4 protein-coding genes and 1 pseudogene are annotated in these 9995 nt (G+C 46.7%); all 5 read right to left on the bottom strand.

What is annotated here, in order from left to right:
• Window positions 1-14 precede the first annotated feature (14 nt).
• Window positions 15-623: an OmpA family protein gene (locus B5P39_RS18895; RefSeq protein ID WP_088212628.1), complete on the bottom strand. Its 609-nt coding sequence runs from the start codon at window positions 621-623 to the stop codon at window positions 15-17.
• On the bottom strand, window positions 620-2035 hold the full coding sequence (locus tag B5P39_RS18900; protein WP_088212629.1) for a TolC family outer membrane protein: 1416 nt from the start codon (window positions 2033-2035) through the stop codon (window positions 620-622). Before B5P39_RS18900 ends, B5P39_RS18895 begins: the two co-directional genes overlap by 4 nt.
• A gap of 26 nt (window positions 2036-2061) precedes the next feature.
• A complete protein-coding gene (locus B5P39_RS18905) occupies window positions 2062-3444 on the bottom strand; it encodes an HlyD family type I secretion periplasmic adaptor subunit (protein ID WP_088212630.1) in 1383 nt (460 codons plus the stop codon).
• Window positions 3441-5618, bottom strand: a complete 2178-nt coding sequence (locus B5P39_RS18910) for a type I secretion system permease/ATPase (RefSeq protein ID WP_088212631.1) — start codon at window positions 5616-5618, stop codon at window positions 3441-3443. The genes B5P39_RS18905 and B5P39_RS18910 overlap by 4 nt, the downstream gene beginning before the upstream one ends.
• Window positions 5619-5706: 88 nt before the next feature.
• Window positions 5707-9978: pseudogene (locus B5P39_RS18915) on the bottom strand (beta strand repeat-containing protein); the annotation flags it as partial.
• Between the last annotated feature and the right edge of the window lie 17 nt (window positions 9979-9995).

Below are 9995 nucleotides of genomic sequence, written 5' to 3' on the forward strand. Positions count from 1 at the left end.
TATTCTGTTAGCCTTTATTTGGTTGTTTCATCGACAGAATAAATGGTCCATTTCATATCTGCCGTCGTATCATCACCAGTGACTTCTGCGACCACTCGACGGTTACGTGTTTCAGCATCCGGCGTGTGTTCCAACACCAATGGACGGCTGGAGCCGTAGCCAATGGCGGTTAGTCTTGCTCTATCGATACTGAAGCGATCGGCGAGTACCGCAGTCACGGCGTCGGCACGCTCCTGCGACAGCACGGCGTTTCGTTCATCAGTACCTGTTCGACTCGTGTGGCCTTCGATGGTCACTTTGGTCGTGGGATATTGACGTAAAAACATCGCAATTTCTTCAATCTGTGGATAGTACTCTGGTGCAATATAAGCTGAGTCGTTTGGAAATAAGATATTGATATCCTTACGCTCATTGATTGCTTTTATTTGACCACAGCCGTAATTATCAATCCCCGCACCTTTGGCGGTGTCGTTACAGCGCTCACGGGCCTCAATCACACCATCACCATCTTTATCCGACAGATCATAGGCTTGAGTCGTTGTCATTTCTTCAATATTAACTGTATCACGCATGGAACAACCAGCTAAAAGTGCCACGCTCATAAATAGGATTGCGGTTTTCATTGGTTGGCTCCTCCCTCGTAGTTGCGTTCACCACGCCATGCTTCTGGACGAGTCACTTTTAAGGAGTCGAGTAAACGTCCAGTTGAGTTGAGTACACGATATTTGGCGGTGATTTCATCGTACTCGGCCTGTAAGTAATCCTTACGCGCCTCAAACAGTTCGTTTTCGGTATCGAGTAAGTCGAGTAAGCTGCGTTGACCCAAGTTAAATTGTTGGGCGTAGGCTGATTGAGTATCTTTTGCCGCCATTACATGGTCGCGGATATATTGCTTTTGCGGCGCTAACATTTCATAGGCGTTCCAAGCCAGGTTCACGCCTTCAACCACTTCGCGTTGTGCGCGTTGACGGATTTCTTTGGCTTCACCTAATTTGTAAGCGGTTTCTTTTTCGCGGGCGAGATCTTTACCACCTGCGAACAGGTTGTATCTTACTCTCACCATAGCCACGAGATCGTTGTTGTAGCCACCGACGTTTTGGCTGGCTAATGCACTAACACCATCTTCACCGCCGACATCATTGTTCCAGTTACCATTCAGTTCTAACGAAACCTGAGGGTAGTAACTGGCTTGTACTGAAGAACGCTCATTTTCGGCAGCACGAATATCATTGGCCGCAGATTTGAGAATGGGATGGTTTTCCTGCGCATCGGTAAGACCTGAGTTGAGGTCCTTAGGCAGTAGATCCGCATCCGGTACTGGCTGAATTAAATCAACAGGATCGGCTGCAACAACACGGATAAACTGTGCTTTGGCATCAAGCAAATTATTACGCGCCGAAATCACGTTAGCATTGGCACGAGCGAGACGACCAGTGATTTGCGAGAGATCCGCAGTGGAACCTAAACCTGAGTCGGTACGTTGTTTGATTTGCTCATAAATCTCTTTATGGCTGTTGAGATTTTTCTCTGCCAGCTTAAGCACTTCATCGGTACGCAGATAGTTTAAGTAAACTTTACTGACATCCAGCGCCATGTCCTCTGCTGCTGCTAGCAGAGCCCATTGGTCTGCACTGGCTTCAAAGCTATAACGATCAACTTCACTGCTGGTATAAAAACCATCGAATAGCATTTGCTTTAAGCTAACGCCAAACTCACCACGGTTCAGCTCAGCAACACCACTGCTATCAACATCACCTACATTAGGACGTCGGCGAGTCGATACACTGTCTGTTTGCTCATAACCATAGCCGCCAGTCACATCAATGGTTGGCATGTAGCCAGCAATGGCTTGGTTTACTTGCTCTTCTCTGGCTTTGAAGCGGTTAAAGGCAACGCGCAAGTCTGGATTGGTATCGAGTGTATATGCTACCGCTTGCTCTAGTGTTTGGCTTTGAGCCGAAAGTGGTAACAGTATCACTGACAATACAACAGCTAGTTTTGAACATTGAAATTGTCGTCTTACTGAAGTCTTCATTGCAAACCTCCCGGTTTATAACAGGCTTAACGCTCTCTGAGCGCAGTATCCTTAGCCCTTAAAATTGGATTTAAAATGTACTCAAGAATGGATCTTTGTCCGGTGATAACGTCAACAGTTGTTAACATCCCCGGGATAATTGGCATCTCTGTGCCATCGTCTTTTATTAAGCTGGATTCTTCGGTTCTCACCTTTATAAGGTAGAAGCTATTTCCTTCGTCGTCCTGTGATGTATCGGCACTAATATGCTCGACTGTACCTTTTAGGCCGCCGTAACGGGTAAAATCGTAGGCAGTGACCTTAACCACTGCGGGTAATCCGGTGTGAAGAAACGCGATATCCTTAGGCAGGATTTTCGTTTCGATCAGCAGTTGGTCCTCGGAGGGCACGATTTCAACGATATCGACACCAGGCTGAACAACACCACCCAGAGTGTTGATATGCACAGATTTGATAGTGCCGTTCACCGGTGAGGTGATAATCGCTTTACTGACTTTATCTTGCGCGCCGACTTGAGCCTCGTTCATGCGTGATAAACGAGTCTGAGTTTCGTTCAGCTGCGCACGAAGATCGGCAGCGTAAACGAATACGGCTTCACGGCGTTTGAGAATCGCTTCGTCTAATGCGGCCTTCAGCTTAGGTCTTAGCAATCGTAAGGAATTGAGCTCACCTTGGGCATCGTTTACGGCGCGTTCAAGCTTCAGTAATTCCACCTCAGGCACAATGCCTTTTTTCGCCAGTGGCCGAGTGAGCTCTAACTCACGAGAAATCAGCTGCATACTGGTGGTCAAGGTCGTGGTTTTTGAGGCGAGATCGTCAATTTCTTGCTGCCTTTGTTGGATCTGACGCACCAAAATTTCCAGCTGATTGCTCAAGTTATCTAAACGGCCGTTGTATTCCTCTTGCTGCCTTTTCACTAAGGCAGGTTCAGCCTCTGTCAGATTATCTGGGAAGACTAACGCCTTTTTAGTGATTTTTACTTGCTCACGCCAGTCGGATGTCATGTCCGAAATCAATATGCTATCTAACTCGGCCCGCATACGGATCGCATTGGTTTTTAAGCCAAAGACTTCCTGTTCCTGCTGAGCAAAGTCGGAGCGAAAACGCGTGTCATCGATGCGAACCAAAGGTTGGCCTTTAGTGACGAGATCGCCTTCACGGACATAGAGCTCCTGCATGATGCCACCATCGAGGCTTTGGATGACCTGCACTTGCGATGAGGGGATCACTTTACCTGAACCTGTGGTGACCTTATCTAATTGAGCAAACCCAGCCCATAACAGGAAGCAGGCAACCATTGCCGCTAAGGCCCAAATAATGAGCCTATGCCCGCTGGGAGCATCGGTCATCATGGCGCCATAAACATCATCTACCATGTCCAAATCATTTGCGGTTAGATTTTTACTCATTTTTTAGGGCCTCCAGTCACTAGGCCAAAATTGAGTTTTTCTAACACTTCTGCTTTAGGACCATCGGCAACCACATGGCCACGTTCCAATACGATTATGCGGTCAACCAATTGTAATAAATGCATTTTGTGAGTGATCAGCAGTAAGGTTCTGTCCTTGCTGACATTTTGCATGGAGCGAATAAATTGCTGCTCTGCTCGGGCATCCAAACTGGCTGTAGGCTCATCCATTAACAGCACTGGCGGGTCGTTAAGTGTTGCACGGGCAAGCGCAACGGTTTGTCGTTGGCCGCGGCTCAATGACATACCGCCTTCACCAACCTGCTGATCCAGCCCCTCTGCTTCCAAGTGGGTGAACTGACTGACGCCAGAAAGTTGTACTGCACGGATCAGTTGATGCTCGGTTACTTGGCGGGTTCCAAACAGAATGTTATCTCTGATGGTGCCATGGAACAGGGTGACGTCCTGCGGCAAATAGCCAAAGTTACGGCGCAGATCACTAGGATGAATTTGCGCCGAGTCGACGCCATCGTAACGCAGGCTTCCGGTTGTGGGTTGGAATAGGCCCACTAACAACTTGGCTAGCGTACTTTTACCTGAACCATTACGGCCAATGATGGCAATGCGTTCACCCGGATTAATGGTGAGCGTCATAGGATAGAGTACGGGCTTTTCAGAACCTGGGTAGCTAAAGCCTACGTGATCGGCGTTGATTTTACCCATCAAGCGTTGTTTGCTGACGAGATGGCCTTTGTTCTCGAATTCGTCTTCTTGCATCATTAGTTCGTTGAGCTGGCGCAATGCGCTGGCTGTATGGTTGGCGCGGGTCATCAAACCTGCTAGCTGCGCCATTGGTGCTATGGCTCGACTTGATAACATCACTGCCGCAATAATGCCGCCCATGGAAATAGCGTTATCGGCAACCCGGTAGACCCCTAAAATCACTACGCATACAACCGTAAATTGCACGATGAAGTTTGCCATATTGGAAACTGAGTTGGAGAGCTTTTTCGATCTTAGTTGCCAGTTTGCGCTATGGCCTATCATCTGCTGCCAGCTTCGCTGCACAATCCCTTCGGCACCGTTGGCTTTAATTGATTCCAGTGCCGAGAGGCTTTCGATCAGATGACCGTGTTTTAAGCTGGAAAACTTATTTCCTTCCTCAATCGCCGCCTTTAACTTGGGTTGGGTATAAAGGGTAAAACCGATAATGATTAAACCGCCGACCACGGGAATAACCGCTAAATCACCAGCAACAATATAAATAATGATGAGGAAAAATAGCGCAAACGGTAAGTCGACCAGCGTGGTGATAGTTGCTGAGGTTAAAATCTCGCGAATATTGTCGAATTCTCCGAGCTGTTTCGCCATGCCGCCGATACTGGGGGAGCGCCTTTCTAGAGGGATACCAATCGCTTTGGCAAACAACTGAGACGACACGATAATATCGACCTTTTTACCTGCAACATCAATTAAGTAGCTGCGTAGTTGTCGCATGACTAAGTCAAATAGATAGGCGATGGATGCACCTATAGCTAATACCCAAAGCGACTCGAAGGCTAGGTTAGGCACAACCTTGTCATACACGTTCATGATAAACAGAGGGGAGACGAGCGCAAAGATGTTGACCAGTACCGAGGCGATTAACGCATCTCGGTAAATTGGCGCAGAGTCTTTTAAGGTTTGTACGAGCCAATGGGTCTTATTGTCATGCAAGTAAACATCGAACCCCATGTCGCCACGGTATTCCTGCTTTACGAGGAATAAATAGCCAACATATAAGGTTTCGAGCGACTCTATTGTGAGTACTTCTTCACCACCAGTTTCAGGCAGTTGAATCACCGCTCTATCGGACTCGAGGTTGAGTTCGCGTAGGATGCAGGCTTTTTTGTCTTTCAATAACAGAATACATGGCAGCAATATTGGGGATATTTCATTTAACCCTTTGCGCGATAATTTTGCTGCTAATCCTGCCCGTGAGGCTGCTTGAGGGACTAAATCTGGCGTTAATGCTGCTCCAGACAAAGGCAGGCCTGCCGCAAGTGAATCACTTGAGCATGGATTTCCAAAATGTTCAGTGAGCAACACTAAACAATCAAGTAGAGGGTCGACTATTACCCGCTGTGAAGCGGAAATAGTCCACTGCTCAACTTTTTCTGAGGCTGTAACAGGCACCTACTTATCTATCCTTTGATTTTTATTTGATTATCAGAAGTATGGGTCATGATGGCCTATATTTCTATAGGCCATATGAACAGATCTTCTAAGGAATTATAGTGCCATTATTGTTATGTGGATCGGTCAATGGTGTTACGCCCTGTGGTGCATCAGGTGTGACAGGGGCTGCATCGATGATCAGAGGGCCGTTACCATTAGTGCCCAGTAGCCCATTGATGACTCCTGCATTGTCGGTTGCACTATATTGGCTAAACAGATTAACCCCATCTAGTACGATATGTTGATCGAATACGCCATCCTTGTTTGCATCGATATCAATGACGGTTGAACCATTGTTATCTAAGCTAAAGTTCAGATAGCTTTCTAGAGTATTAGCGGTTTCTCCTTGGAGTAGATCGCTAAGATCCAGCTTATCTTCTCTCACATTAAAGTCCATGATGTGGTCTGTACCTTGGTCGGCATCTGCATAGCGCCACAGGAAGGTATCATTACCGCTATCACCACGCAGTACGTCATCACCTAGGCCACCAATTAAGGTATCATTGCCAGCGCCTCCACGAAGAGCATCGTTGTGGCTACCGCCATCAATATAATCGTCCCCAGTGTGTCCGTAGAGGATGTCTGAGCCAGACTGACCATAAATTCGATCGTTGCCACTACCACCATTGACCACATCTGCTCTTTGAGAGGCTACGTCATTGGCCAATAGCAGACCATCACCATCAACTATGCTATTGGAGCCACTTAAAGTACCGGTCATAATATGGTGAGTCAGTAAGTCATTGACTGACAATTCTAGGTCATCATCTGAGCCATAGTTGGCAGTACCAGTCTTACCTGCATAGATAACATCGTCACCTTTACCTGTTTCAATATGATCATTGCCGTCACCACCACTCACAACTTGAGCGCTGCTATTGGTATAACTCTTGTGGATGCCATAAGTAGCAGCTACTTCATCACCAGAGCTATTAGTGATAAAGCCACCATGCGATCCTCCGAGTGTGACATTTAATATTTTTTGATTTCGATTAGATGCACTTTCACCGTCAACGACAATGATGGTGTCATTTAAACTAGAGCCTTGAGTTGAGATAGCATTGGCGTCAGCAATATTAATACCATCGGCATTAATCGGATTGACATCAATCTTCAAGGTGGCGCTTGCTTTATCACCGTCGCCATCTTGGGTGGTGTAGGTGAAGGTTTCGATTGCACCTGCTGCTGGAATGGTGTTGGCACTCGCCGTTAACTGATAGTGGTAAGTACCATCAGCATTAAGGATAAGATTACCGTAGGTTCCTGCTATCGTTGTGCCAACTTGACCTGAAACACCAGTATCAGTGTGATCTCCCGTGGCGACCCCAATTACGGTTAGCGCACCATCGGCACCAGCCACATCATTAGTGAGCACGTTGCCATCAGTATGCGGCAGGGTATAGCCATCTCCAGCCACCATACGCACGACTAACTCATAGCTGGTTGCAGCATCCTCATTGGTGTAGATAGATGTCACAATGTTACCATTACTATCTTTAAAACCAATAACTTGCATTGTGTACATTTGGCCTTCGTAGTTGAAGGTTACACTGGTTTGACCGACAGTAACGATATCGCGAGATGCCATAGGATCGTTGCTATTAGGTGTTTCATTATGGCTAAAGTTCAGCATTAATGTAACTGGTGTTACTACACCGTAAGCATCCGTCACATTAAACGTTACTTTCATGGTCGCTGCAGTGATTGAAGTACCTGAAGTAATCGAATAGTTGTAGTGTGTAAATGTACCTAGCACTATGTCTTGGTTTAAAGATAATGCGCCATTTAGTGCGGCATCATTATCGGCAAAACCATAACCTGACTGACTACCATAGGTTGAACCCCAGCGGAGTTGGTCTTTTCCACTGTCGTTGTCTGGGCCGTCGAATGTGTTGACATTGGAGCCTCCAGTCGTACTGGTCCAGTTGGCAACAATGCCTGAGAAGTTAAAGGAATCAACCACTACATCAAGTTGAGCCGTATCGTTTTGGGCGATGTTGGTATCATCTGCGACAGTGACAGTCACGTTGGAATGTGCGGTATTACCTACGCCATCGACGGCAATAACCTGAATACCATTTACAGTTAGGCTATTGGTATTGACGCTGTGTGGCAGATTCGTTAGTAGCTCTGCAGTCACAGTGACATCACCTTGCTCACCCGCATTAATACGATCCCAATCTAGGGTTAAGCGAATCGCCTCACGTCCATATACAGTACCGACCAATTGGCCTTGGTCATTGAGTGCCCAATGAATCTGAGCGTTGATACCCACCACAGAAATATTGCTAATATCACCAAACTGGAAGCTACCAATCGAGTTGCTACCTGATTTAAAGCTTAGTGTTTGAACACTTGAATCTGGTGCTCCTGCTTGTAAATCGGCTTCATTCAAGGTGGCAAAAGTATTAGGTGTCAGTGCTACAGGCGCAAGCGGTGTAGTACTTGGTGGATCTAAATGTACATTCAGATTACCAGTTGATTTATCTCCATCACTGTCTGTGGCAGTTACGACAAAGTTCAGGTCGAGGCTTTGGCTTGAACTCACAATGGTTTGTGCAGTAGTGCCAGTGAATTGGAAGCTGGTACCACTCAGTGCAGATAGCTCAATGTAAGCGATAGAACCCACGTTTTGGATGAGTTGACCACTTGTAATATTGCCTTCATGTAACAAGTTACCTTGATCATCATAGGCTTTATAGTGGATTTGTGCCGCTCCTGTGAAGCTAAAGCTTGCGGTCGCAGCATCTTCGGAATAATCCACAATTAATACTTCATTGCCATCCACAAATGGGTTTGCAACACCGAAACCGTTATTAGTACCGTTTACTTGAGCAACGTTATTATTGCCATCACGTGCCGTGAGAGTGAAGGCGATATCCGCATCTGCTGGAATCTTAGTTATATCGTTATAAACACCATAACCATGGGTGTCAGGATCATAAGTGACATACACTGCTTCACCGATACCACCTTTTCCTCCAATAAGCCCAGCAATTTGGATTGTTGAAAGCTTATCAATACTCTGATTCATATCGAGAGTGTATTGATCAGTTGTTGGATCGGTTGTTAAGGTGAAAATCAACGTCTGATTTGCTGCGCCTGTATAAGCAGAAGCTGTGCCGTTGGTATCGGTATAGGCGATCAACACATTTGGATGAGTAGGGTCGACATAGTAATAGACTGTGAGTCCACCCGCTGTAATGCCTGAGTTGGCGAAGGTTGTCGTTGTGCCGTTCCAACCAGTCACGTTTGCACTCAGGCTTACACTGTAGTTATCCATAGCAGTATGGTCATTACCATCTGCGCCTAGGATATTGAGGGCACCAACAATATCTGCGGCTGTAGCGCTATTGACGCCTGAACCAGTACTTGGAGCAATAGCGATCACGTCATCATTGATGGTAATACTTACATTACCGGTCAATACGCTATTATCGGCACCTATAGCTTCAATGACGATTCCATTGATCAATGAACTGAGATTCTCGCCACTTAATCCATTAACCTGCTTGATGTTGTCTAATAGCTCAACATTAACGGTAACAGTACCCGTAGCGCCTGCAGCAAGTCCTGATGTCACAGGAGTTCCACTAAGGGTGACTTTAATTACCTCAACACCACCGACAGTACCGACCAACGCACCATTCGCTGCTATTGCCCAAACAATACTGACACCTACAGCAAGGTTGGTTGCCGCAGTGATAGAAGAAGCGTTAAAACGGAATTGTGTAATGTTCTGATTACCCGCGGTAAAGTTAATAGTATTCGAGAAAGTATCAGGAATATTATCGCGTAGACTGCTTTCATTAACCGTCACACTGCAAGAGTTGGGTTGATACACGGTAGCAGTGTCAGAGCCTGAAGCTGATAAATTACCAACAGGATCAGTTTGAGTCGCAGTAACAGTTATGCTTTGGCCTGCGGCAGGTGCGGTTTCACTCCAACTGATGACGCCATTAGCGTAGGTATAGCTACCAAAGGTGAGGATGCCACTGCCATTATCGGTGAAGTCGGCAAAGCTCAGTTCAATCGCTGCGCCACCGTTGATGGTGAGTGTGACATAGCCACCCGCTTCAAAATCAGTGCCATTGATTGACACTGTAAGCTGCACTCCATCGTTGCCCATTTCTGCGGCGGTTAACAGACCATCACCTGGGTTACCGTCATCGACAATTAATACGGTCGGTGCATTTGGTGCGGCAGTTTCAATCACCACATCTTGGGTGACGGTTTTGCTGTTGCCAGCCACGTCGGTGACGGTGGCGACCACAGGGTAGGTGCCGTCAGGCAGCACGGTACCAGTTAAATCCACACTCCAGTTACCTTGCGCAT

The organism is Shewanella sp. Shew256 (assembly GCF_002196695.1).
In the GTDB taxonomy this organism is placed as follows: domain Bacteria; phylum Pseudomonadota; class Gammaproteobacteria; order Enterobacterales; family Shewanellaceae; genus Shewanella; species Shewanella mangrovisoli.

Bases quoted from the DNA above. Each gene is read 5' to 3' on its own strand.
- B5P39_RS18900 (WP_088212629.1), bottom strand. From the start codon at position 2,035: ATGAAGACTTCAGTAAGACGACAATTTCAATGTTCAAAACTAGCTGTT.
- B5P39_RS18905 (WP_088212630.1), bottom strand. From the start codon at position 3,444: ATGAGTAAAAATCTAACCGCAAATGATTTGGACATGGTAGATGATGTT.
- B5P39_RS18895 (WP_088212628.1), bottom strand. From the start codon at position 623: ATGAAAACCGCAATCCTATTTATGAGCGTGGCACTTTTAGCTGGTTGT.